General features: G+C 65.7%; 18 protein-coding genes and 2 pseudogenes. 9 read left to right on the top strand and 11 right to left on the bottom strand.

Annotation, left to right across the window (positions count from 1 at the left end):
* Window positions 1-86 precede the first annotated feature (86 nt).
* Together AN936_RS04685 and AN936_RS04690 are read right to left on the bottom strand one after the other, a co-directional pair.
* Window positions 87-1,076: a hypothetical protein gene (locus AN936_RS04685; RefSeq protein ID WP_054587124.1), complete on the bottom strand. Its 990-nt coding sequence runs from the start codon at window positions 1,074-1,076 to the stop codon at window positions 87-89.
* A 164-nt stretch (window positions 1,077-1,240) separates the two neighbouring features.
* On the bottom strand, window positions 1,241-2,755 hold the full coding sequence (locus AN936_RS04690) for a hypothetical protein (protein ID WP_054587125.1): 1,515 nt from the start codon (window positions 2,753-2,755) through the stop codon (window positions 1,241-1,243).
* A gap of 134 nt (window positions 2,756-2,889) precedes the next feature.
* Between AN936_RS04690 and AN936_RS04695 the strand changes: the two genes are divergently transcribed.
* Window positions 2,890-3,918, top strand: coding sequence for a D-alanine--D-alanine ligase family protein (locus tag AN936_RS04695; RefSeq protein WP_054587126.1), 1,029 nt, complete (start codon window positions 2,890-2,892; stop codon window positions 3,916-3,918).
* Window positions 3,915-4,772 (top strand): NTP transferase domain-containing protein, encoded by an 858-nt coding sequence (locus tag AN936_RS04700; RefSeq protein WP_084758177.1) that lies wholly within the window; start codon window positions 3,915-3,917, stop codon window positions 4,770-4,772. The genes AN936_RS04695 and AN936_RS04700 overlap by 4 nt, the downstream gene beginning before the upstream one ends.
* On the opposite strand, the gene AN936_RS04705 is transcribed toward AN936_RS04700, so the two are convergent.
* Window positions 4,693-6,135 (bottom strand): carotenoid oxygenase family protein, encoded by a 1,443-nt coding sequence (locus tag AN936_RS04705; RefSeq protein ID WP_054587127.1) that lies wholly within the window; start codon window positions 6,133-6,135, stop codon window positions 4,693-4,695. The genes AN936_RS04700 and AN936_RS04705 overlap by 80 nt on opposite strands.
* A gap of 115 nt (window positions 6,136-6,250) precedes the next feature.
* On the opposite strand from AN936_RS04705, the gene AN936_RS04710 reads away from it, so the two are divergent.
* From AN936_RS04710 to AN936_RS23970, 3 genes and pseudogenes are all read left to right on the top strand, one after another.
* Window positions 6,251-6,853: a TetR/AcrR family transcriptional regulator gene (locus AN936_RS04710; protein WP_234715745.1), complete on the top strand. Its 603-nt coding sequence runs from the start codon at window positions 6,251-6,253 to the stop codon at window positions 6,851-6,853.
* Window positions 6,854-7,076: 223 nt separating this feature from the next.
* Complete coding sequence (locus AN936_RS04715) at window positions 7,077-8,864, top strand: sensor domain-containing diguanylate cyclase (protein ID WP_054587128.1); 1,788 nt, start codon at window positions 7,077-7,079, stop codon at window positions 8,862-8,864.
* A gap of 830 nt (window positions 8,865-9,694) precedes the next feature.
* Window positions 9,695-10,476: pseudogene (locus AN936_RS23970) on the top strand (IS5 family transposase).
* A 278-nt stretch (window positions 10,477-10,754) separates the two neighbouring features.
* On the opposite strand, the gene AN936_RS04735 reads toward AN936_RS23970, so the two are convergent.
* The 3 genes from AN936_RS04735 to AN936_RS04745 all read right to left on the bottom strand — a co-directional run bounded on the left by AN936_RS04735 (window position 10,755) and on the right by AN936_RS04745 (window position 14,169).
* On the bottom strand, window positions 10,755-11,888 hold the full coding sequence (locus AN936_RS04735) for a hypothetical protein (protein ID WP_149037589.1): 1,134 nt from the start codon (window positions 11,886-11,888) through the stop codon (window positions 10,755-10,757).
* Window positions 11,889-11,921: 33 nt separating this feature from the next.
* Complete coding sequence (locus tag AN936_RS04740; RefSeq protein WP_054587132.1) at window positions 11,922-12,503, bottom strand: TetR/AcrR family transcriptional regulator; 582 nt, start codon at window positions 12,501-12,503, stop codon at window positions 11,922-11,924.
* 295 nt (window positions 12,504-12,798) lie between these two features.
* A complete protein-coding gene (locus tag AN936_RS04745; RefSeq protein ID WP_054587133.1) occupies window positions 12,799-14,169 on the bottom strand; it encodes an SPOR domain-containing protein in 1,371 nt (456 codons plus the stop codon).
* 269 nt (window positions 14,170-14,438) lie between these two features.
* Between AN936_RS04745 and AN936_RS04750 the strand changes: the two genes are divergently transcribed.
* The 4 genes from AN936_RS04750 (at window position 14,439) to AN936_RS04765 (ending at window position 17,627) form a co-directional block, all read left to right on the top strand.
* Entirely contained in the window at window positions 14,439-15,161 is a 723-nt protein-coding gene (locus AN936_RS04750; protein ID WP_054587134.1) for a ParA family protein, read from the top strand.
* 14 nt (window positions 15,162-15,175) lie between these two features.
* On the top strand, window positions 15,176-15,823 hold the full coding sequence (locus tag AN936_RS04755; RefSeq protein ID WP_054590108.1) for a hypothetical protein: 648 nt from the start codon (window positions 15,176-15,178) through the stop codon (window positions 15,821-15,823).
* A 2-nt stretch (window positions 15,824-15,825) separates the two neighbouring features.
* Window positions 15,826-17,193 (top strand): SPOR domain-containing protein, encoded by a 1,368-nt coding sequence (locus AN936_RS04760; protein ID WP_054587135.1) that lies wholly within the window; start codon window positions 15,826-15,828, stop codon window positions 17,191-17,193.
* 200 nt (window positions 17,194-17,393) lie between these two features.
* On the top strand, window positions 17,394-17,627 hold the full coding sequence (locus AN936_RS04765; protein ID WP_054587136.1) for a hypothetical protein: 234 nt from the start codon (window positions 17,394-17,396) through the stop codon (window positions 17,625-17,627).
* Between the two features lie 203 nt (window positions 17,628-17,830).
* On the opposite strand, the gene AN936_RS04770 is transcribed toward AN936_RS04765, so the two are convergent.
* The 5 genes and pseudogenes from AN936_RS04770 to AN936_RS04785 form a co-directional block, all read right to left on the bottom strand.
* Entirely contained in the window at window positions 17,831-19,054 is a 1,224-nt protein-coding gene (locus AN936_RS04770; protein ID WP_054587137.1) for a dihydroorotase, read from the bottom strand.
* Complete coding sequence (locus AN936_RS04775; protein ID WP_054590109.1) at window positions 19,045-20,040, bottom strand: aspartate carbamoyltransferase catalytic subunit; 996 nt, start codon at window positions 20,038-20,040, stop codon at window positions 19,045-19,047. Before AN936_RS04775 ends, AN936_RS04770 begins: the two co-directional genes overlap by 10 nt.
* 261 nt (window positions 20,041-20,301) lie before the next feature.
* Window positions 20,302-20,490, bottom strand: a pseudogene (locus tag AN936_RS25890) (DUF1294 domain-containing protein); the annotation flags it as partial.
* A complete protein-coding gene (gene ruvX / locus AN936_RS04780; protein ID WP_054587138.1) occupies window positions 20,487-20,948 on the bottom strand; it encodes a Holliday junction resolvase RuvX in 462 nt (153 codons plus the stop codon). The gene ruvX and the pseudogene AN936_RS25890, both read right to left, overlap by 4 nt.
* Window positions 20,949-21,044: 96 nt before the next feature.
* The gene (locus AN936_RS04785; RefSeq protein ID WP_054587139.1) at window positions 21,045-22,328 is read right to left on the bottom strand and encodes a DUF3089 domain-containing protein; all 1,284 of its coding nucleotides are present in this window, start codon (window positions 22,326-22,328) and stop codon (window positions 21,045-21,047) included.
* Window positions 22,329-22,415 lie beyond the last annotated feature (87 nt).

Below are 22,415 nucleotides of genomic sequence, written 5' to 3' on the forward strand. Positions count from 1 at the left end.
GGCGGGCATGCCCGCCGCGCTCGCGATGAAAAAGAAAAGGGCGGTGCCGCGAGGCACCGCCCTTTTCTTTTGAGCGAACGTCAGGGTCAGTTCTTCGAATAGGCCGGACGGAAGCTGGTGCGGACGCGAGCCGGTTCGGGGCGGCGCACTTCCTGTTCGGCGGGGGCCGGCGCCGGACGCTGGGCGATTTCCCAAGCGCTGACCGGCTTGCGGGCCATATCCTTCTGCGCTGCGAGCGTCGCATCATATTCGGCGCGTTCCTGACTATCGAGGAAGCGTGCGCGGGCGAGCCGCTTCTTGAGCGTGGCGAAGGGATTGTCGGGTGTCGGACCGGCAAGCGCCATCGCTTCGTGACGGCCCATGCTGCCGCTCGGTGCGGCGGCGAAAGACGGCGTGCTGGCAAGCGCGGGGCGCGAAGCCGCCGGTTCTTCGCGCGGCGGATTATAGGGCACCGCCTCGGCGGCTTTCATCGCCTCATAGCTCATGCCCTCGTCGACAGCATCGACTTCGCTGCGACGACGACGGCGCGCGAACGCCAAGCCTGCACCGCCGACGATCAGCAGCGCGGCGGCCCCGCCAGCGAGCTCCCAAGGGAAGCTATCGCCCGTGGCCGCCCTCTCGACGGGCTGCGGGGCGGGCTCGGCAACCGGTTCGGCGGGCGCCATCACGGGCGCGACGACCGGGGTTGCTTCGCTCGCCAGCGGGGCGGTTTCGGCAGCGGCCGGAGCCGCAGGTTCGGGCGTCGCGACCGGCTCGGCCGCGGCGCGTGCGGCCGGGCGCGACGCCGGACGTTCAGCGCGTTGCGGTGCCGCAGCTGCTTTGGGCTCGGCCGCCTTGGGAGCCGGCTCAGCTTCAACCGCAGGAAGATCGAGCGGTACCCGGATTACCGGCTTTGGTGCGGGCGGCTGCGCCGTCTGCGGCGCGGCGACAGGCGCCGTCGTGCTCGGCTGCGCCACCGTCGGCGGCGAGGCAACCGGGGGCGTCGTGGCGACCGGCGGCGTCATCGGGACTACCGGGGCTTCCTGCGCAAAGGCGGCCGGCGTGGACAGGGCCAGGAACGCGGCAATCGCGCTCATGGCGGGGCGGGAGAGGGGAAGTTTCTGGGTCATAGTGAAGAAGAAACGACCCACGACGGGAAAGCGCTGCGAAAATAGGCCGGATTCCACGATGAGCCGTGCGGCCGGGACGGCGTGGCGAAGAATCCGGGCCTGTTTATCGCGTTGTGAGACCTGTTTTGCGGTCAGCCGATGGGGGCAGGTTGGGGCGTGTCGAGCGTCATCGCCCCCGCTGTCGAAATCGCGGCGCCGAGGAGCGACATGTCGCGATCCAGCCTTTGATCGAGCGCCATATCGTCCATCGCGGCCATCTCGACGATCAGCGGCATCGAGAGCGACAAGCGCAATGTGCCCGCCATCCGGCCATCGAGCAGCGGATGCGTCTTCACCGGCTGGCCGAGGCGGATTTCTTGGCCGAACCATTGGCGGGACTGACGGGCGATGTGACCGTGCATCGCCTTTGCCGTGTCGAAATCGCATTGCGGCCAGCGCGCCGAGAGGTCGAGGGTGCGCAGCGTTTCCGTGGCGAGGCAGCTTGCGCCGGCGCCCGGGACTTCGGCAAGTTCGAGGCGTTTGACGAGGCGCATGACATGATGGCTGAACCGTCCCGCGACGTGCGTCACACGGTCCACGGGCAAGGCCGCAAAGCGTTCGATTTCGATCAGCGCCGCCTGCAGCCGGAGCAACAGTCCGAAATTGCCGTTCGCAGGCAGGCAGTCGGCGCCTAGCCAGTCGGCCGGCCATTCGGCGCGGTTGGCGAGGCGGCGGAAGCCTTGCGGCAGCGGCTGTGCGCGGTCGCGCAGCGCAGCGGGAACGAGCGCGAAACCACTGAAGGGAGGGCCTCCGGCAAACTTCGAGCCCGTCATCAGCACCACGCAGCCGAGATCGGCATAGCGGCGAACGACATGCGGTGCGATGCGGAGCTGGCAGGCGTCGACGACGATGGTCATCGCGTCGCCATGCGTTGCGACGAGCCGCTCGACATCGGCGAGCGCGGGGAGCGTCAGCCCCGACTTCGATCCATGAACGACATGGACGACGGCGCGACGGCCGCCCGCGGCGGCGCGCTCGACATGAAGCGACAGTTCGGCAGCGACAGCGGCCGATGCGCGCGGGCGACCCGCGGCATCGCGGACCGCGACGTCGACAAGTTCGATCCCGGCAAAGACTTGGTCGATTGCCGATTGGGCAACGACGCGGGCGCCGGTGGCGGTTTCTTCGGCGAAGAAACGGCCCGCCGCGCTGTGGACGCAGCCGCTGCCCACCTCGTCGCGGCCGAGTAGGACCGCCGTGATCGGACGCCCGTCATAGGCGGCGGCCAGGCCGACATATTCGAGATCGGTTCCCGACGCGGCGAAGACGATCGCGTCTTCACCGCCAAGGCCGAAATAGGCGCCCAGCCGGTCACGGATTGTGTCCAACTCCGCGGCATAGTCGGCGGCCGCGACCGGCCGGTGGAGGCGGTCTTGCCACCGGCCGACCAGCGTCTCGAAAGCATGGTCAGAAATGCTGCTGATCGTCGATGAGCCATAGGCCAGCGCGTCGCTGGGTGCGGCGCTGGCATAATATTGGTTGCGGCCCTGCGCATCGAGCCGGATGCGCCCGTCCCCTCCGCTGACGAGCGCCGAAGCGAGCCGCGCGGCATATTCGCCGTGCGACCGCGAGCCGTCTTTGTCGAAACTTTTCGGGTTCAAAAGCATGCGGATGGATCCGATCGGATTGGGGTCTACCCTTCCGAATTACCGGTCCAAGATGACAGAGATTTGGCGTTTTGGTTTCAGCGTGGTCATCGAAAAGTCATCGGCATGAAACCTGACTATGGTCAGAGCGTCATATGCGAACCACCGATCTCACCCCGACCCGGCTGCCGGATCGCCTGCGCGATACCCAGCGGCTTCTCTTCATCGCCAAACATGCGAAATGGACCGGCGGACTCCATAGCGAGGACGGTAATCACGCGCTTTACCATCGCGAGACGCGCGAGATACTCGAAGGGCTCGGCATGCCGCTCGTCGTTGCCGACAATTATGCCGACCTCTTTGCGCGCCCGGATGCCGATTTCGTCTTTGCGCTGCTGAATCGCGGCGGCTTCTATAACAGCGAGATGTTGCTGCCCTTGCTCTGCAACCGGCTGGGCCTGCCCTATGTGGGCGCCTCGCCGATCGTCCGCGGACTGTCGGACGACAAGCATCTCACCAAGCTCGAAGCCGCAGCGCGGGGCGTTCCGACCGCCCCTTGGGGATTGTTTCGTCGCGGGGCGCCAATCGACGTGTCGCGCTGTCCGCCGGCGCGGCGCTGGGTGATCAAGCCGAACAACAGTTCGGCGTCGTGGGGCATTCGCGATGCGCACGACCGGGTCGAACTGGCGCAGGCGATCGCCGAGGTGCAGGCGCTCGATCATGATGCGATCGTCGAGCCCTTCATCGACGGCAGCGATGTCGAGGTGCCGGTCGTCACGATCGACGGCGCACCCGCGATGCTTCCGATGATGATCTTCGAGCAGGCCGATCCGAGCCATTTGCGCACCTATCAAGAAAAGCGCGATCTGGTCGACCGCAGCCAGAAGTACAGCCTGAAGCTGTTCGACGATGCCGAGATCGGCGCGCGGCTGACCCGCTATACGACGGAGATGGCCGAGATATTCCGGCCTTTCGATTATGGACGGTTCGAATTTCGCGTCGATTTCTCGACTGGCGATATCCGGCTGCTCGAAGTCAATCTCAACTGCAACCTGTGGTCGGAGAAGGTCTTCGGCCGCGCGGCGGTCGCGGCGGGCTTTACGCAGGCCGACCTGATCGAGACGATCGTGTCTGAAAGCATGATCCGCCAGCTCGTCGGTTTTGCGCGGAGGGATGCGGCATGAGCGGTTCGATCCTGATCCTTGCCGGTCGCCGTCCGGGTGCCGTCGACGCGCTCGCCGAAGCGCATGGGGTCGGCGACAAATGCCTTGTCCCCGTGGCAGGCCGGGCGATGATCGCGCATGTGCTCGACAGCGCGGCTCAGACCGATGCGGCGCGGATATTCGTCTCGACCCATGAAAGCTTGCTCGACGATCTGGCCGACCCCGTGGTCGAGCGGCTCGGCGAACGGCTCGTCATCGTTCCGGCCGCCGACAATCTGGCGGACTCGGTCCTGGCCGTCGCCGACCGTGCAGAATTTCCGTTGTTCATCACGACCGCCGACAATTGCCTGCTCACGCCCGCGACAATCGCCGAGATCGGCAGCGAGGCGGCGCGGCTGGGCGCCGGCGCCGGAGTGGCGCTCGCGCGGCGCGAGGATGTGTTGGCCGCCCATCCCGAGGGGCAGCGGCGCTTCTATGAATTTTCGGACGTGGCGGTGTCGAACTGCAACGCCTATTGGATCGGTGATCGCCACGCCTTGCGCGCCGTCGAGGCGTTCCGCGGCGGCGGGCAGTTCATCAAGAAGCCGATCCGCGTGATGCAGGCATTCGGCCTCATCAACCTGCTTCGCTTTCGTTTCGGGCTGGGACCGATCCACCATATCTTCCAGCGCATCTCGCGCCACCTGAAGGTCGATATCGCCCCGTTGCTGGTGAGCGACGGGGCGACGGCGATCGATGTCGACAATGCGCGGTCGCTGGCAGTGACCGAAATGCTGATGTGGCGCCGCGGTCTCGTCAGTCCGCGACCCAGTTGCCGTGAAATCCCGGCGGAACGCGGTGCGGCAGATGAACGACGGCTTGTGCCGGCCCATTGAAATCGTCGGCGTTGAGGATGACGAGATCGGTGGTTTCGTCGTTCATGTCGACGACGAGCCCGATCAGCCAGCCATCATCCTCGGCGCCATCGGCGCTGCGCGGAACGAAGACGAATTCGCCGGGATGGCGGCCGGGGCCGAAATCGCGCGTGTCGGTGGTTCCGCGTTCAAGGTCGTGGCGGAATAGCCGCGTGTCGGCGATCATCATCTCGACCGCCTCGCCCTCGGGCAAGGAAACACTGTAAACATAGCGGTAGGGGCGCGTCGTCAGCCGCTCGTCGTAGCGCGGAAATTCCTGGCCATGGTCGTGGACGACCGTGCGCACCGTCGTTCCGGCGACGGGGTCGATCGTCCAGCGTTCCATCCGCGACCGCTCGCTGTCGGGGCCGCGTTTCGAGCGCGCGAACATCGTTTCGTGCGCGACGACGTCGACGATCACCTTGCCGTCGGCGGTCTCATGGGCGTTGGCGGGGTGGAAGACATAGCAGGGCTCGACCGGGACCCAGACGATCTCGTCGCCGCGGCCCTTGCGGGGAAGCAGACCGACGCGTGCCGGGTGCGCGTCGTTCCATTCATAGGGAAAACGATAGCCGGCGAGCAGCGACTTCATCGAAAAGGTGACGGGCAGGTCGAAGACGAGTACATGGTTTTCGGTGATCGCACAGTCGTGGATCGACGGCCCGTCGGCGACGGTGATCGCTTCCTCGCGGATCACCTGTGCGTCGGCGTCGAGGACGACGTGCCACACCTGGTTCGGGTTGTTTCCGGCGTAGGTGATCGCGTGCGTCTCGTTCGCGAACGGGTCGTGGTGCGGATGCGCGGTGTAGGAACCGGCGAGCGTGCCGTCGAACGGGTTGTGCGCGATGGTTTCGAGCGTATCGCTGAGCTCGACCGGCTTGCCGCCGGCCTCGACGATCGCAAAGGTGCGGCCGGCGAAACCGACGACATTGGTGTTCGGCGCGTCGTTGCCGTCGCTGCGCGGTCCGGGCGGGATCGCCTCGCCGAGTGCGGCGCAAGCTTCGCTGCCGCGCACCCAGCGGTTGCGATACCAGTCGGCCTTGCCGCCTTCGATACGGATGCCGTGGACCATGCCCGCACCGGTGAACCAGTGATAGCTGGCGGGATCGGGGGCGATAGCGGGATTGGGGCCGTTGCGGAGATAGCGGCCTTTCAGCGCCGCGGGGATCTCGCCGTCGACGCGCAGCGCTTCGAGCGTCAGTTCCTCGGTCATCAGTTTGTGGATGCCGGTGAGATAGGGGTGCGCGTCGGTGGGGCGGGGGAGGCGCTTGCGGTTGAAGTCCGCGACCTTGACGATGCCCTTGGTGACGGCGCTGCGGATCAGGGTTTCGACGCTGCTGGCCATGATGTTGCTCCTCGAGCGGAAGTTGGCGAAAGTGCCGCACAGCGTGGGCTTGCGCGGACGACTCGATATGTTTACAGTGACAACATATATGGCGAACAAAGGTAACAGTGTCAACATGAAAAATGCGAAGGCGCGTCCGGAAGCGAAACCGAAGGCCGAGGGCGCCTATCATCATGGCGACCTGCGCGCGGCGGTGATCGCGGCGGGGATGAAACGGCTCGCGGCAGGTGACGAAAGCGAACTGGGGCTGCGCGCGCTGGCGCGCGACGTCGGAGTGAGCGCGACCGCGCTCTATCGCCACTTCCCCGACAAGGAGGCGCTGCTCGACGCGCTCGCCGACGAGGGGCTGCGGCGGCTCGGCGCATTGCAGGCGCAGGCGTGGTTGAAAGCGGGCGGCGGCAGCGCGGGGTTCAAGGCCACCGGCATCGCCTATGTCCGCTTCGCGCACGAGGAACCGGCGCTGTTCCGCCTGAGCTTCACGCGCAAGATCCCCGAGCGTTATCGCGAGACCGGCGGCGATGGCGGCGAGACAGCGTACAACCTGCTGCGCGCCGGGGTCGGTGAGGCTTTGCCCGGAGTGAAGGACCCCGACGTCGCGGCGCTCCACGCCTGGTCGCTCGTCCATGGCCTGGCGATGCTGATCCTCGACCGCCGCATCGAATGGGACGAGGCGAAAGTTGCCGATGTCGTCGCGCTGACCTTTGGCGGGGTCGCCTGAGGTGCCGCGGGAGTGGACGTAGCCCCCGTCACCGCCGTCACCCCGGGCTTGACCCGGGACCCGCCTGCCTTGGTACGCTCGAAAGAAAAGGCAGGCCCCGGGTCAAGCCCGGGGTGACGATAAAGAAAAGCCCGCTTCCAGTCGTACCTCGCCACTCCCGTCGCATGCGGCAACCCGCCGCAATCTTAGCAATTTATTTGCCAGTTTCGGCGATTTTGGGGGCATGACGCGATCGCTCCCCCCAAGAGTCGAGGCGGCTTTCTGGTTTTCGGCCACGGCGCTCGGCTATTATCTGTTGGCGAGCCTGTCGTTGTACGCGACGAAGGGTGCCGACAATATCGCTGCGATCTGGCCGCCGAGCGGCTATTTCCTCGCGCTGCTTTTGCTGATGCCGTCGCATGCCAGGCTGCCATCTTTTGCCGCGATGGCCGCGGCGAGTCTTGCCGCCAACATGATGGCCGGATCGCCGCTGTGGACGTCGGCCGCCTTCTCGCTCGCCAACGGCGCCGAGGCCGCGATCGCGCTGTGGGTGCTGCGCCGCCGCGAGGCGGGCGAACTGTCGTTCATGGTGCCGCGTTCGGTCGGCAATTTCTGTGTCGCGGCGCTGTCCGCGAGCACGGTGAGCGCGGCGATCGCATGGGCACTCACCGGCGGCAGCGCCGACTTCTTCCTGTCGTGGCTGACGACGGTCGCGCTCGGCATGTTGATCGTCACGCCGCCGATCATCATGCTCGCCCGGCTCGCCGAATCGAAAGCGCTCCGCAACATGCCGCTGGCGATGCGCGTCGAGTCCATGGTGATCCTGACGCTCGCGGCGCTGGTGACGACGGCGTCCTTTTCGCAGTCGCAATTTCCGGTGACCTTCGTCCCCTGCGTCGCGGTCGTCGCCGCCGCCTATCGGCTCGGCCCGTTCGGCGCCGCGGCGGGCATGCTGGTCGTCGCGATCATCGCGTCGCTGCTGACCGGGCAAGGCTATGGTCCGATCGCGGGCATCGATGCGGCGCCGAAGATGAAGGTCTTCTTCCTGCAATTCTACCTGCTCACATTGCTCGGCACGGTGCTGCCGCTCGCGGCGCTGCTCGTCGTGCGGCAGCGGCTGTCGCGGCGGCTCGAACAGAGCAACCGCTGGCTGTTGCAGGCCGAGGCCGCGGCGCTGGTCGGCCACTGGCGCGTCGACCTGGTGCGCTGGACGATCCACTGGTCCGATCAGGCCTATCGTATCCACGGGCTCGATCCGGGCACCGAAATGAGCATCGAGGGCAGCCTTGACCTCTATATGCCCGGTGACGGCACGCGGCTGCGCCAGACGCTCGAGGATGCGGTCCGCGACGGGGTGCCGTTCGAGTATCGCGGGCAGGTGATCCGCCCGCACGACGATGAAATCCGCGATATCGTGTCGCACGGCTCGATCGAATTCAGCCGCTCGGGACGGCCGGTCGGCATTTTCGGGACGATCCAGGACATCACCGAGACGGTCGACAATGCCCGCGCGCTGGAGGCGGCGCGCAATTCGGCCGAGGAAGCGGCGAACACCGACCTGCTGACCGGGCTGCCGAACCGGCGCCACACGCTCGCCTTCCTCGAACGCGCGCTGATCGGCGCGCGTGACAATGGCGCGCCGCTGGCTGTCGCGATTTTCGACATCGACCATTTCAAGCGGATCAACGACAGCTATGGCCACGCCGTCGGCGACGTCGTGATCCGCCGCGTCGGACAGCGCGCCAAGGCATCGCTGCGCGAAGAGGATATGGTCGGCCGCTTCGGCGGCGAGGAATTCGTCTGCGTCTTCCAGCGGTCGAGCGCGCAGGGAGCGGAGATCGTCGCCGAACGCGTGCGAAAGGCGATCGAGGCCGAGGACCGGTCGGGCGACGGGCCCGCGCGCGTGACTGTGAGCATCGGGCTGGCGGTCTATGGCGGCGAAGCCAGCGTCGAAGACCTGCTGCACCGCGCCGACGAAGCGCTGTACCGCGCCAAGCGCGAGGGCCGGAACCGGCTGCGCATGGCGGCGTGACGGGGGGTGGCCGGGGAGGCGGGTTTGACCGGTTGCGAACGATCAAGTTGACGGTATGTTTAGCCGATGTCGGAAAGCCCCTTTGTCGTTCGTGCTGGGAACACCGCCATCGGGACGGTGGCATTAAGGCAATGGGACGGCGGGATGGCCGTTGCGGGCGGCCTTTTCTGTCCCAACCCCAATTATAACGCACAGGAACATGCGACGGAGCTGGACGGAATCTCCATCCCCCCGGCTGCCAAGTTGAGTCTTTGTTGGGATGATGGAAGGCGGCTCCACTGCGAGGTCGTTACCCTCGTAGATTGGTCGAGAGAAGTAGGCGAGGAGGGGCGCGAAATTGCCGCATATGGAGTAGTGGACAGCGACTTCCCGGAAGGCAGCTAACACTCCGAAATCGCCGCACGGCGCTGGTCGGGGCAATGTCAGAAAACGACCGATTGCGGACGTTGGCATAACGGTGCACTGTCACAGCATGCTCAACTACCGTTCTCCAAATTTTCTGTGGTTTATGGCCGGAATAGCGCTCACGCTGAGTGTAGGCTTGTGGCTCTTACTAGGCGAGAATCCAGTGGCATGGGCACTGATCGTCATTGCATTCGCTGTTGGAGTCGAAGCGTCGACATCTCAGACAGCAGCGCAGATTGGAGCAATGTATTTTAATCAAGACAGTGGCGAAGTCGAACGCCGAGTATACAGCCCACGCGGGGCATTCTTCCGGTGCTGCTATCTAGGTTGTTTCGGCGCTGCGGCTGCGCTCTTAGGCCGTGTTGACAAAAGGGATTCCCAAATCCTCCTCCTTCTGATTCAAGACTGCTTTTTGAGGATCAGTCATGGGTCGCGGGGATTTGTCGGATGCGGAGTGGGACCTGATTGGGCCGCTGCTGCCGCCTGAACGTGGTCGCTGGGCGCGGCCGTCGGGCGATAATCGTCGCTTTCTCAACGGCATGCTTCACGTGCTGCGGGTCGGCTGCCCTTGGCGCGACATGCACGAGCGCTACGGCAAGTGGAACTCGGTCTATGTCCGCTTCCGGCGCTGGGCCGAACAGGGTGTCTGGGATGCCCTGCTGCAAACGCTGGTCGATCTGGGTCTGACCGACGACTGGCAACATATGATCGACAGCACCAGCGTTCGCGGCCATGTTTCGGCAGCGGGCGGAAAAGGGGGGCTTGTGCGAACGCTCTTGGTCGATCACGCGGCGGCTTTACGAGCAAAATCCACGCCCGCTGCGACAATCAAGGACTGCCTGTCGGCTTCATCCTGACCGGCGGCGAGGCTTCTGATTACACCGCTGCCGAACCGCTGATGGCGATCCCCGTCGCCACACCCAAGGCGCTGCTCGCGGACAAGGGCTATGATGGTGATCGCTTCCGGGAAAGCCTGCTGACCCGGGGCATCCTGCCGATCATCCCGCCCCGCTCGAACCGCAAGGTGCCAGAGCATCCCGACTATCGCCGTTACAAGGACCGCAACCGCGTCGAGCGCATGTTCGGAAAGCTCAAACAGCAACGACGCATCGCCACTCGATATGACAAAACCCTTCTCTCGTTCGAGAGCTTCCTAAACCTCGCCGCCACGCGGCTATGGCTGAAGTCTTTTGTCAACGCGGCCTAGGCCGCGGCGGCTACAATCTCTTTCCGGACAATTTCTGGGTATTCGCGTTCATCCTTGGGACCATTCTGCTTTATTATCTTTGGGCTGGGACGAGTTACTTTAGTTCGATCTCTCACCTAGCCCGTCGAGAAAGTTGGCAGAGGCAAAAATTACGCGGCTGATGTCCGCTTCCACCCCAAAGTCGCCGTTCGCCGCCGATCGGGATCGAATGACCGGTAACGACCGATTGCGGACCGTAAGCGGCGCTTCATCATATCCGGCACTCATTGGGACGCGCCTTATCTGCTCATCTTGTAGAAAGCGGCCCAATCGGCAAATCGAGCGATACGCTCCCAAAACAAGCCGCGCGTGGCTGCAAAGTTATGCATGTGACTCATCCGTGGGCAGACAAAGATGTCGACAGAGGGTGATGATCGATAAGCGCGAGGCTCACCTGGCACATCCGCTGTCGTGTCTCGTTCACCCATCCCGACGAGCACCGGCACGGTGACTGCAGCAGCCTCAGGCGCAACCGCTCCTGGCGTTAGGCAACTCTGAGCTACCGCTCCTGGCGTCGTTAATGATCCCCACGGTTGGCAGACGACGCCCACTTGTCTGGCTGGGTCATGGATGTGAAAGAACCGCGCAAGGTCGACCAGCGCGATTGATTTCATTTCGGCATCATAATCGTCGGCGAAATGAAATCCCCATAGCATCGGATGCTCGGCTACCGCTGAAGCGGCATCCCCCCCTATTGCCATCTTGCTTTTGAAGCGCTGGACGGCCCCCGCGTTCACCACAACGGGAACAGCGCCGTGAAGCAGCGTGTCGCGTGGCAGCCATGGCGCGACAATCGGTTCTGTCCCAGGGCGCACGGGTGGATGAGTATGCACCGCTGAATAGCCGAGCACTGCAATGCCGTCGTAGCAGTGGTAGCGTCCCTGCTGGATGATAGTCAGACAGCCTCCCATCGATTGGCCGATGCCGATTTTGACCGGATCGATAATCTTTGGAAATTCCTCGACTAATGCGCCCTCGGCCAGAAGACGCAATATTTCCGTCTCTGCCGCCATATTGGCGGCGGCCGTCGTCGTATAGTCGAGTTTTGCGGCGTCGTGGATGCTGGAGTCACCGACGCCGAGATGATCGACAGAGACGAAAATCCAGCCGCGCTGTGCGTGCCAATCCGCCTGCGCGCCGCGAGCGGGACCGGGTAGATCAACCGTGTAATAACCGCGGGAATAACCACCGCCGGGTTTGGCAAAGCAAACGATAGGTGGGGACGGCATGGTTGAGGGATCGGGCAGCGTCACGGTGACGGCTATGTGCGCGTCCTCCCCAAGTTCGACAGCGGGCGTCACATCGATGTTAAATTCGATGGCTCTCATTTTCGCATTCTCCCCAACTTTGTTCGCCACACGAATCGTGTCCACAGGTGTGGACATAAGCGCATGTGGGGAGCGTGGCTAGTGGGAGCTTTCGACAACCATCTGAAGTTGTTCGGCTAACCATTGATCTGTCATGTCACCAGCATCAGCGGTTTCGGGCTCTAGGTTGAGTATGCGGCTGTACAAAAAATATCCGCTACAGATCATTGATATGCGAACCGCCAGTTTCCTCGCAGCAGAACCGCCCAACCAATCGGCGATTGGCTGCACAACCTGCTGTTCCATGAGACGAAGTGCGATGGCGCGCGAAGTGGGGTCGGACGTTGCAAAGATCAGCATTTGGACGGGTTGAACGTCGGTGCCGCGTTCACGCCCAAAAAAGGCGGCGGCTCGTGCTCCGAAGGTCTCGCGCGGTCCGTCGAGAAGTGGCCCCACGTTGAGTGTCTCTGCCAGCGCACGCTCGAATAGACGCTCCTTGGGTCCAAAGTAGCGTTGAATGAGGGTCGTGTCGCAACCGGCCATCGCGGCAATCGCTCTCAGGCCCACGTCCCCATAACCCCGCGAGGAAAACGCGTGCTGAGCGGAGGTCAAAATGCGAGCGCGTGTTGCGTCGGCAGTAGACAGCCTTCGTCCCCCTGCGTCCTTTTCATCCACCAGCATGGAGGCCAGAATAGCCAGACAACTAGGAGATGGGAAATTGTTTCCCCTGCATCTTTACATCCTAACCACATCATTCCGACCGCAACCGTCCGCTTTCCACCCCATACCGGCCGTTCGCTGCCGATCTGGTGACAGCGACGGCTAAAGACCGATCACGGCCCTATCCCTTATCGTCACCCCGGACCTGATCCGGGGTCCATGGCGACGGCGCGGCTGAAGATCCCGGATCAAGTCCGGGATGACGAGAGGAGGGGGCGAATGTCCGTTCTCTATCCCGAACCGATGCGCCGACCGGCTATTTGTCGACGACGAGGCAGGCCTGACCCGATTTGCGGAGGGTGGCGCAGAAGCTTTCGGCTTCGCCCTTGTTGGCGAAGTCGCCGACCTGCAGGCGGGTGAGCTTGCCCTGGACCAGATAGGGTTGGCGGGCGGCGAAGGAGGGATGCTTCTTTTCGAGGCTGAGCCACAGTTTGCGGGCGTTGCCCTCGACTCCGAAGGCGCCGAGCTGCGCGCGCCACGGGCTGGCGGCGGCGTGGCGGACCGGGGCGGGCGCCGGTGCGGCGGCAGGCGCCGGAGCGGGCGGCGGTGCGGCCTCGACCGGCGCGGGTGAGGCCGCAACGGGCTCAGGCGCAGGCGCGGGAGCCGGGGCCGCAGCGAGCGGCAGTTCGCCGCTTTCGGGCGGCGCGGCATAGGTGGTGCCGGGCTGCACGGGCGCGGCGGCGGGCTGCGACGGCGGGATCGCGGCGGTCTGGATCGGCGTCGGCACGGCGCGGACGGGAACGGGGGCGGCAGCGGTCGCGGCGGCGGCGTTAGCGGTCGCCTGAACGGCTGCGGCGGCAGCGGCTTCGGCCGCGGGCGACGAAAGCGGGGCGGGCGCCGGAGGCACGGCGACCGGTGCTGCGGCGACGGGCGCAGGCGCAGGCGCGCGAACCGGGACAGGCGCCGGAGCGGGCGCGGGCGTGATCACCGGCGGCGGGGTGTAGCTGGTGCCGGGCTGCGATGCGGGCAGACTGGCGGTCTTGACCGGCGACGGCGCGGGCTTGGCGGGCGCCGGCGCGGCGGCGTTCACCGCGGCGAGGCGCGCGCGCTGTTCGCTCTTTTCCATTTCGGGAAGCATCGCGAGGCCGCGTTGGCGCTGTTCGAGCGGGATCAGATTGTCGAGCTGGGCGAGCCGCGCCGAAGCGATGCCGAGCCCGGCGTCGCTGGCGCGCTTGGTCAGCGCATAGGCGCGCGGCCAGTCCTGCGCCGCGAGGTCGCCGTTGAACATCGCGGTGCCGAGGACATATTGCGCGCGCGGTTCGCCGCGCTCGGCCGACCGGGTGATATAGGTCATCGCCTCGTCGCGGCGATTGGCAGTGAAGAGGATGAGGCCGAGATTGTCCTCGGCCTGGAGATGGCCCTGTTTGGCGGCCTTGCGGTACCAGGCTTCGGCCTGGGAGAGGTCGGACGGCACGCCGCGGCCGAGCTTGTATGCCTGACCGAGGTTGAACTGCGCATCGGCGTCGCCCGCCAGCGCGAGCGGGCGCCATTCGGCGACCGCCGCCTGATAATCGCCCGCCTGCCATGCCTCGACGCCCTGTTTGACATCGGCGTGCGCGGGGGCGGCGAGCATCGCCGCCGAAACGAGCGGGAGCGCCAGCAAAAGGGCGGTGCGGAATGAACGCATCTTTATTCTCCAATGACTTGCGTCGCGCAGGGGCGATATCCCTTGGCGGTGTGCAGTCCCGAAGCTGCCCTAACCCCAAATGGCTAACAGCGCGTTAGCGACGGGTAAGGGGTGCGCGAATCCTGATCCGTTCCGGGACAGTTATTCACTAAGTCTTTGTTTACCATAGGTGCGAAGAAGTCGTTCACCCTCTTTTTGCCATCGTTAACCCAATTTTAGCGGCCTGCGTGGCATTCCCCATCGCGATTGAGGTTTTGAGGGGGACAGTCGTGCGCGTTTTGGCATTGGCTTCACAAAAAGGCGGGTCGGGCAAGACGACATTGTCGGGGCATCTGGCGGTGCAGGCGCAGCTTGCCGGCGCCGGACCGGTCGTGCTGATCGATATCGATCCGCAGGGTTCGCTTGCCGACTGGTGGAACGAACGCGAAACCGACCTGCCGGCCTTTGCGCAGACCACCGTTGCGCGGCTTGCTTCCGACCTCGAAATCCTGCGCCAGCAAGGCTTTAAACTGGCCGTCATCGATACGCCCCCGGCGATCACCATGGCGATCCAGAGCGTTATCGGCGTTGCCGAACTGATCGTCGTCCCGACGCGCCCGAGCCCGCACGACCTGCGTGCCGTCGGCGCCACCGTCGACCTGTGCGAGCGCGCGGGCAAACCGCTGGTGTTCGTCGTCAACGCCGCGACGCCGAAGGCAAAGATCACCAGCGAGGCCGCGGTCGCGCTGTCGCAGCATGGCACCGTCGCCCCGGTCACCCTGCATCACCGCACCGATTATGCCGCGTCGATGATCGACGGCCGCACGGTGATGGAAGTCGATCCCAACGGCCGCTCGGCCGAGGAAATCCGCCAGCTCTGGTCCTATATGAACGACCGGCTGGAGAAGAATTTCCGCCGCACCATCTTCTCGGCGCCGCTGCCTTCGCAGGCGGGTTACGGCGCGGTCCGTCCGATGGGCGGCGGTTTCGGCCGCCGCATCGCGGGCCAGTAAGGGGAGCCGGAATGATGGGCGAACCCAAACCCCTCGCATCGCTGAGCGCCGGCCTGCTGGCGCGCAAGGGCGCCGCGCGCCCCGCCATGCGCCGCCAGCCGCTGGGCAGCGGCCCCGCGACGCTGAACACCACCGGTTACGACGACCTTGGCTGGAACGACATGGGATATGATGTCGATCCCGACCAGTCGGCCGAACCGACGAACATGGTCGACCTGAAGCCGATGCTGGCCGGATCGGTGCTGGCGCACAATGCCGAGGCCGAACATGCGGTCGATGAAAGCGCCGGCCACGAACTCACCGATGCACTGGCGAACGAGGAAGCCTATCGGGCCGAACCGCCGGCGATCCCCGAGGTCGTCCGCCAGCAGGAATCGCTGGTCGACCGCGTCGCCGCGGTGGCGCGCAAGGTCGAACAGCGCCCCGTCGAGCGGGGGCCACGCGCGCTGCGCGCCCGCGAAAAGGCGGCGTTCACGCTGCGCCTCGACGCCGAGCGCCATCTGCGGCTGCGGCTGGCGAGTGCGGTGACCAACCGGTCTTCGCAGGTGATCCTGACCGATTTGCTCGACGAATATCTGTCGACGCTGCCCGAAATCGACGCGATGGCAAGCCGCCTCCCGGCGGCGCGTCCGACGCGCCGGACGATGCACAAGGGGGACTGACCATGAAACGCAACATGCTGATGAAGCTGGCCATTTCGGGCTTCGTCCTCGGCGTGACGACCTTTGGGAACGGCACGCTCGCCTCGGCTTCGAACAAGCCGACGGTCGCCGAAAAGTCGGCGGGTGCGGCGCGTGTCGCGCTCGAAAAGGGCAAGGCGAACAAGGCGGTCGGCCATGCCGAAGCCGCGGTTGCCGCAAGCCCGCGCGACGCCGGCTATCGCGCGCTGCTCGGCCAGGCCTATCTTAACGACGGCCGTTTCGATTCGGCTGCGGCGGCGCTTACCGAGGCGATGGAGCTCGGTGCGACCGACGCGAACACCATCCTTGCGCTGACGCTGGCGCAGATTGCGCAGGGCAAGACGCCCGATGCCGTCGCGTTGCTGAATGCCCACCAGGCGACCGTGCCCGCGCCCGACGCCGGGTTGGCGCTGGCGCTGGCGGGCGACAGCGAATCGGCGATCTATGTCCTGACCGAAGCGGCGCGTGCCGAGGGCGCGAGCGCCCGCACGCGGCAGAATCTGGCGCTGGCCTTCGCGCTGTCGGGCCGCTGGGCGCAGGCCCGCGTACTCGCCGCGCAGGATCTGTCGCTCGCAAAGCTCGACGCGCGCATGGGCGAATGGTCGAAACTCGCATCGCAGCCCGACGCGCGCCTGCGTGTCGCGACGCTGATCGGCACGAAGGCGAAGGCCGACACCGGCATGCCGGTCCGTCTCGCGCTGGCCAATGCGCCTGAGTTGCGGATGGCCGCCGCGGCGGACGACAAGGTCGTGCTTGCCGCCGCCGACCCGGCGCCGGTCGAGAGCTACGCCCCGCCGCCGCCCGTGCTGGCGAGCGCCGACACCAGCATCCGTACGGTCGAACTGCCGATGCCGCAGCGCGACGAGAATGGCGTCGTCCCGGTGACCGAACTGCCGCAGCCGTCAGCGGCTCCGGACGTGATCATGGCCGACGCAGCGCCCTATCGCGCCGCACCCGGCGCACCCGCCGAAACCGTGCGCCCCGCGCAGGCGCAGGCGCTCGAGCTCGCGACGCGGATCGTTCCCGCCGCCTTCAATTCCAAGAAGCCGAACGGTTGGGCCGTCCAGCTCGGCGCCTATGACAGCCTTGGCATCGCCAAGGAAAAATGGGACGTGCTGAAAAAGCGGAACAGCATGCTCACCAGCTTCCCGGCGTCCAGCCATGCGGCGGTCGTGAAGGGGCGCACCTTCTATCGCCTGACGGTCAACGGCCTGGCAACGCGCGGCGACGCGACCGAGATGTGCCGCCAACTGAAAGCGCAGGGGCAGGTGTGCTTCATCCGCCAGATGGGCGGCGCCGAAAACATCCAGTGGGCCGCGAAATCGAGCCCGCTGCGCCTCGCGTCGCGATAGTTTCGACACTCCGGGGGGAGTGGACCGAGGAAGGGGCGTGGCCGGCAGGCTGCGCCCCTTCGCCTTGTCCATTGCGGCGGCCGGCGCGAAAGGTTTCGCAACAGTACCAAATTTATTTTGTACCGAATTGAGATGAAATATATTGATAAGTAACAAAATGATGCTTAGGCGGCAGCCGCTAACAGTGGACGGAGTTTATTATGAATCTTTTGAAGAAGGCTGCGATCTCCCTCGCGGCAACCTCGATGGTTATGGCGCCGGTTGTGGCTTCGGCTGCGCCCGTGGCGGCTGTTGAAGGCACGCGCGCGACCTCGACGGTCGAAGGCCAGAACGAACTCGACAATTCGACCTGGCTCTATGGTCTGATCGCGCTGGCCGCGATCATCGGTCTCGTGCTGATCCTCGACGACAAGGACAATCCGGCGAGCGTCTGATCCTTTCGCCGGACAGATGATGAAGGCTCCGTCGAAAGACGGGGCCTTTTTTGTGCCCGTCGTATTACCTGGAAATGGGTGGAGCGGTCGCCGCTTTGGGTGGGGAGCTGTCGTTGCCTCCCCCGCATTCGTCATCCCGAATCAAGTCCGGGATGACGAATGGAAAGGTCCACTACCCGAAGAAAGCAGACGCCGGAGAGCGCCTAGCGGATGCGCAGGCCGCCCTTCCACATCGCGGTCGCGCGGCCTTGCACCGGCATGCCGTCGAAGGGGGTGTTGCCCGCCCAGGCCGCCATTTTCTTGGCATCGACCTGCCAGGGCGTTCCGTCGTTGACGAGGATCAGGTCGGCTTCCATGCCCACGGCGAGGCGGCCGGCATCGACGCCGAGGAGGCAGGCGGGGGTGGCCGCGAGCAGTTCGAACAGGCGTCCCGGAGAAATATCGCCGTCGCGGACGAGGCCCAGGCCGAGCGCGAGCAGCGTCTCGGCGCCCGCCATGCCGGGCAACGCTTCGGCGAAGGGGAGGCGCTTGTCCTCGGGGCCGCGCGGGTCGTGGCCGGAGGCGAGGATGTCGATCGTGCCGTCGGCGATTGCGGCGAGGCACGCCTGACGGTCGTCCTCGCTGCGCAGCGGCGGCGACAGGCGCGCGAAGGTACGGAAATCGCCGATTGCCGTATCCGAGAGCAGCAGGTGTGCGGGGGTGATGCCGCAGAGGACGGGCAAGCCCTTCGCCTTGGCGGCGCGGATCAGGTCGAGCCCGCGCGCGGTCGTGACCTGACGGAAATGGACGGGCGCGCCGGTTTCCTCGACCAGCGCGAGGTCGCGCGTGATCGCTATCGCTTCGGCGATGGCGGGGGCAGAGGACAGGCCGAGCCGGGTCGCCATCTCGCCGTCGGTGGCAACGGCACCCGCCGTCAGCCCTTCATCCTCGGCATGGATGATCGTGACGAGGCCGAGCGAGGCGGCATAGGTCAGCACGCGCCGCATGACGCCGCTGTCGGGGATGCGGTTGCGGCCGGTCGCGATGGCGCGCGCGCCGGCCTGCTTCATCAGGCCGATTTCGGCGAGTTCGCGGCCTTCGAGCCCCTTGGTCGCGGCGGCGAGGGGGTGGACCCAGAGGTCGGGCTTGCCGCCCTTGGCGGCGCGCTCGACGAGCCCGGCGCTGTCGAGCGGCCCGCTGTCGGGCATCAGCGCGGCGCGCGTGATGCCGCCGAAGTGGAAGGCGGGCTTGTCGGTGGCAAAGACGCCGAGATCGATGATTCCGGGGGCGAGCCACTGGCCGCGAGCGTCCACGGTTTCGGTGCCTTCGGGAACTTCGGCCGGGTCGAGCGCGGCGATGCGGCCATCGATGACGAGCAGGCTGCCCGGACGCGGCGTGTCGCCGTCGACCAGCAGCGCGCCGGTGATGTGGAGCGGTTTCAGTTCCATCCCGGCACTCCCCGCTTGCGGCGCGTCAATATGTCGAGGCACGCCATGCGGACCGCGACCCCCATTTCGACCTGCTCGGTGATTGTCGAGCGTTTGACATCGTCGGCGACGCTGCTGTCGATCTCCACCCCGCGGTTCATCGGGCCGGGGTGCATGACGATCGCATCGGGTTTCGCTTTTTCGAGCCGCTTCGGGGTCAGGCCGTAGAGCGCATGATATTCGCGCGCCGACGGTAGGTAGGCGCCGTCCATGCGCTCGTTCTGGAGGCGGAGCATCATCACGACGTCGGCGTCCTTGATGCCTTCGTCCATGTCGGCGAAGGTCGTGACATGCATGCGGTCGATCGCCGGCGGGGTGAGCGTCGGCGGCGCGACGATCCGTACCTCGTTGCCGAGCAGCGTCAGCGCGAGGATGTTCGAGCGTGCAACGCGGCTGTGGAGGACGTCGCCGCAGATGGCGATGGTGAGGCCCTCGACCCGGCCCTTGCGGCGCCGGATGGTCAGCGCGTCGAGCAGCGCCTGCGTCGGATGTTCGTGGCGGCCGTCGCCGGCGTTGAGCACCGGACAATCGACCTTGTCGGCGATCAGTTGCACCGCGCCCGAGCTTTGATGGCGGATGACGATGGCGTCGGCGCGCATCGCGTTGAGCGTCATCGCGGTGTCGATCAGCGTCTCGCCCTTCTTCACGCTCGACTGTGCGGCGTGCATGTTGACGACGTCGGCGCCGAGGCGCTTTCCGGCGATTTCGAAAGACAGCAGGGTGCGCGTCGAATTTTCGAAAAAGGCGTTGATGATCGTCAGCCCGGCGAGCCGGTCGTCATGTTTGGCGGCGCCGCTGCGGTTCATCTCGACCCATTGTTCGGCGGCGTCGAGGACGTAGGAAATCTCCCACGGCGTGAGCTGGGCGATGCCGGTGAGGTGGCGATGGCGAAAGGCATCGCCGCCGGGCGGATAATCGCTGGCGGGTCGGATGGTTGTGTTTGTCATTAAAGCCGAGCGTCTAGGCCGGAGTCGCGATAATCGCAAGTTGTTGCGTGCGAAAATCGCACATCGACTTCTTTCTTGTATTCCCGCGGAGGCGGAGATCCAGAGCGTTGCAAGACGGCTTATCGGTGCTCTGGGTCCCCGCCTTCGCGGGGACACGTGCCAATGGCGGAACAGCGGGTCGAGAAACCCAAACGTCCAAAGCCCGAGCAGGACGATTTCCGCACCGCAAAGCATGACCATCTTTGTCGCAAACGGCTGTTTTCGCGTCTTGTGTCGCACGATGCGCGAGGCGGCATAGGTCCCGATCGCGCCGCCGAGCCACGACCAGCCGAGCAGGGTGCTTTCCGCTATCCGGCGCACACCTGCTTCGGCGCGGCGCTTGTCGGCGACCATCAGGCCAAAGGCGATGCCGTTCGCGGCAGCGAGCCAATAGAGGAAATAGCGGATCAAGCCCGGGTCAGGGCGTCGATTGCGCCCTGCAGAATGAAGGCGGCGGCGGCGCTGTCGACGCGTTCGGCGCGTTTGGCGCGGCTGACGTCGGCGGCGATCATCGCGCGCTCGACCGCGGCGGTCGACCAGCGTTCGTCCCAGAGGAGGAGGGGGAGGGCGAGCGGGGCGAGGTTGCGCGCGAAGGCGCGGGTGCTTTGGGTACGCGGGCTGTCGCTGCCGTCCATGTTGAGGGGGAGGCCGACGACGAGGCCGGTGATCGAATGCGCGGCGACGAGCATCCTGAGCGCGTCGAGGTCGGCCGAGAATTTCTTGCGGACGATCGTCTTGTCGGGAGTCGCGAAGCTCCAGCCGGCGTCGCAGAAGGCGACGCCGATCGTCTTGGTGCCGACGTCGAGGCCCATCAGGCGGCCGCCGTTCGGGAGCGCGGCGGCAAAGTCGGGAGCGGTGGTGGTGATCATCACCCCCTCTCTATCCGTTCGTGTCGAGCGAAGTCGAGACACCGTGAGGGCAGGCGCTTCTTCTGGGCATCTCGACTTCGCTCGATGCGAACGGAATCAGGTTTTCGGTGCCGCAGCTAGCGGGGCTGTCGGAGCAGCCGGAGCGGGCAACGGCGCCGCCGCCGGCGGTACCGGCGAGGGCTTGCCTTCGAACGTCGCGAGGCGCCGCAGCACGTCGGCGCGGACGTTCGCCCAGAACAGCGTGATGTCGAAGACGTGGTAATTATTGCCCGGCAGCACATAGCTTGGCGCATAATCCTTGGCGACCTCGGCATCGCCGATCATCAGCAGACCGCGCGTATCGTCGCATTTCGCGCCGATCTTGCCCGCGACGAGCGACCCCTTCTTGAAGCCGTCGGCGGGCTTGAGCGTGCCGATATTGGCCTCCGGGCCCGCCGCGGTATCGGGGATGCCGGTGAGCGGATTGGTGCACAGCATGCGCGTGCCCGCGCGCGGGCGGCCGTCGTAGCCGATCGTGCCGTCATAGGCGTCGGTGACCATGATCGGATCGGCGGGCTCGGCGAAGGTGGCCCAACTGATCAGGCAACCCTTTTGCTCGGGGGTCTGGCAGGCGGGGAGGCCAAGCGCCGCGATGTCGGTATCGACGCTGATCGGCCAGCCGATGATGTAAGCGGCGACAATCCGCTTCGCGAGCGGGGTGCCGGCGATGCGGTTCTTGATCAGCGTTTCGATGTGCAGCGCGCCCTGGCTGTGCCCGGCGAGGATGATCGGCCGGTTTTTGGGCTGCGCGGCGAGGAAAGCGTCGAAGGCCTGTTCGACGTCGCGATAGGCGGCATCGATCGCCTTGCCCGCGGTCACGCGATCCTCGGCGAGGAAGGCACCGAGCGTCGCCTGGCGGTAGCGCGGGGCCCAGAGTTCGCCGGCGTCGCCGAAAGCGCTCGCCATGCCCTGCATGAACAGGGTGGTGCGGTAATTGGCGTCGCGGTCTTCGAGCGGCGCGTTCCAGCTCGACTTGCTGTAATAGCTGGTCGGGTGGACGAAGAAGATCGCGGCATCGCCCTTGGCCGCGGCGGCTTCGGCGGGGGCGGTTGTCGTCGCGGCGCGGGCGGGCGGGATCAGCTTGTCGCCGTCGGCCTTGGCAGCCGCATCGCCTTCCGCCGGCGGGCGCCAGTTCGACGGGTCGTTTTCGAGACCCGGGCGCGAAATCCACATCGCAGGATCGTCATAGGCGTTGGGGGCGATTGCAGCCTGCGGTTTGAATTCCGTCGACGGCACGAAGGCGACGCGGCCGAACCAGCCGGGGGCGAGTTGCCAGGCGATGCCGATACCGAGGACGAGGATGATGATCGCGGCGATGAGGTAGAGGAATTTGCGGGCCATTTGGGCTCCATGGGGAGAAAAAGTTTGGGCGCTATCTAGCGGCCCTTCAAATACTCGTCACCCTGAACTTGGTTCAGGGTCCACGGC

Origin of the sequence: Sphingopyxis macrogoltabida (assembly GCF_001307295.1) — a bacterium.
In the GTDB taxonomy this organism is placed as follows: Bacteria; Pseudomonadota; Alphaproteobacteria; order Sphingomonadales; family Sphingomonadaceae; genus Sphingopyxis; species Sphingopyxis macrogoltabida_B.

Bases quoted from the DNA above. Each gene is read 5' to 3' on its own strand.
- AN936_RS04685 (WP_054587124.1), bottom strand. From the start codon at position 1,076: ATGAGCGCGATTGCCGCGTTCCTGGCCCTGTCCACGCCGGCCGCCTTT.
- AN936_RS04690 (WP_054587125.1), bottom strand. From the start codon at position 2,755: ATGCTTTTGAACCCGAAAAGTTTCGACAAAGACGGCTCGCGGTCGCAC.
- AN936_RS04695 (WP_054587126.1), top strand. From the start codon at position 2,890: ATGCGAACCACCGATCTCACCCCGACCCGGCTGCCGGATCGCCTGCGC.
- AN936_RS04700 (WP_084758177.1), top strand. From the start codon at position 3,915: ATGAGCGGTTCGATCCTGATCCTTGCCGGTCGCCGTCCGGGTGCCGTC.
- AN936_RS04705 (WP_054587127.1), bottom strand. From the start codon at position 6,135: ATGGCCAGCAGCGTCGAAACCCTGATCCGCAGCGCCGTCACCAAGGGC.
- AN936_RS04710 (WP_234715745.1), top strand. From the start codon at position 6,251: ATGAAAAATGCGAAGGCGCGTCCGGAAGCGAAACCGAAGGCCGAGGGC.
- AN936_RS04715 (WP_054587128.1), top strand. From the start codon at position 7,077: ATGACGCGATCGCTCCCCCCAAGAGTCGAGGCGGCTTTCTGGTTTTCG.
- AN936_RS04740 (WP_054587132.1), bottom strand. From the start codon at position 12,503: ATGCTGGTGGATGAAAAGGACGCAGGGGGACGAAGGCTGTCTACTGCC.
- AN936_RS04745 (WP_054587133.1), bottom strand. From the start codon at position 14,169: ATGCGTTCATTCCGCACCGCCCTTTTGCTGGCGCTCCCGCTCGTTTCG.
- AN936_RS04755 (WP_054590108.1), top strand. From the start codon at position 15,176: ATGGGCGAACCCAAACCCCTCGCATCGCTGAGCGCCGGCCTGCTGGCG.
- AN936_RS04760 (WP_054587135.1), top strand. From the start codon at position 15,826: ATGAAACGCAACATGCTGATGAAGCTGGCCATTTCGGGCTTCGTCCTC.
- AN936_RS04765 (WP_054587136.1), top strand. From the start codon at position 17,394: ATGAATCTTTTGAAGAAGGCTGCGATCTCCCTCGCGGCAACCTCGATG.
- AN936_RS04770 (WP_054587137.1), bottom strand. From the start codon at position 19,054: ATGGAACTGAAACCGCTCCACATCACCGGCGCGCTGCTGGTCGACGGC.
- AN936_RS04775 (WP_054590109.1), bottom strand. From the start codon at position 20,040: ATGACAAACACAACCATCCGACCCGCCAGCGATTATCCGCCCGGCGGC.
- ruvX (WP_054587138.1), bottom strand. From the start codon at position 20,948: ATGATCACCACCACCGCTCCCGACTTTGCCGCCGCGCTCCCGAACGGC.
- AN936_RS04785 (WP_054587139.1), bottom strand. From the start codon at position 22,328: ATGGCCCGCAAATTCCTCTACCTCATCGCCGCGATCATCATCCTCGTC.